Raw genomic sequence first — 783 nt, 5'->3', positions numbered from 1 at the left:
CCACATAGATAAAAAAACAAGCCGGCTAAAGCTACTCCAAAAATCTAAGCCAAGAGATTTCTAAACTTCCCTATAACCAAGTCAATACAAAAGACATTGTTACGCTACCTTACGATCAAAACGCCCCAGCAGCAGGCCAATACAACTACCAAATCAACCCAGAGCAGCAATCCAATCTTAACCAAGCTTTAGCAGCGATGAGCAATAACCCCTTTAAAAAAGTGGGCATGATCAGCTCTCAAAACAATAACGGCGCTTTGAACGGGCTTGGCGTGCAAGTGGGCTATAAGCAATTCTTTGGCGAAAGCAAAAGATGGGGGTTAAGGTATTATGGCTTTTTTGATTACAACCACGGCTATATCAAATCCAGCTTTTTCAATTCGTCTTCTGATATTTGGACTTATGGCGGTGGGAGCGATTTGTTAGTGAATATTATCAACGATAGCATCACAAGAAAGAACAACAAGCTTTCTGTGGGTCTTTTTGGAGGTATCCAACTAGCAGGGACTACATGGCTTAATTCTCAATACGTGAATTTGACAGCGTTCAATAACCCTTATAGCGCGAAAGTCAATACCTCCAATTTCCAATTCTTGTTCAATTTGGGTTTGAGAACCAATCTCGCTACAGCTAAGAAAAAAGACAGCGAACATTCCGCGCAACATGGCATTGAATTAGGCATTAAAATCCCTACCATTACCACGAATTACTATTCTTTTCTAGGCACTAAGCTAGAATACCGAAGGCTCTATAGCGTGTACCTCAATTATGTGTTTGCTTATT

The 783-nt window shown here is 40.6% G+C and carries 1 pseudogene; it reads left to right on the top strand.

Annotated elements, in window-relative coordinates:
* Positions 1-29 precede the first annotated feature (29 nt).
* Positions 30-783: pseudogene (gene sabB, locus BZK24_RS08110) on the top strand (Hop family adhesin SabB/HopO); the annotation flags it as partial.

The sequence above is a fragment of the Helicobacter pylori genome (assembly GCF_001998165.1).
In the GTDB taxonomy this organism is placed as follows: Bacteria; Campylobacterota; Campylobacteria; order Campylobacterales; family Helicobacteraceae; genus Helicobacter; species Helicobacter pylori_DL.
Note: the sequence above shows the minus strand (reverse complement) of the source record. Positions and strands in the feature narration are given on the sequence as shown.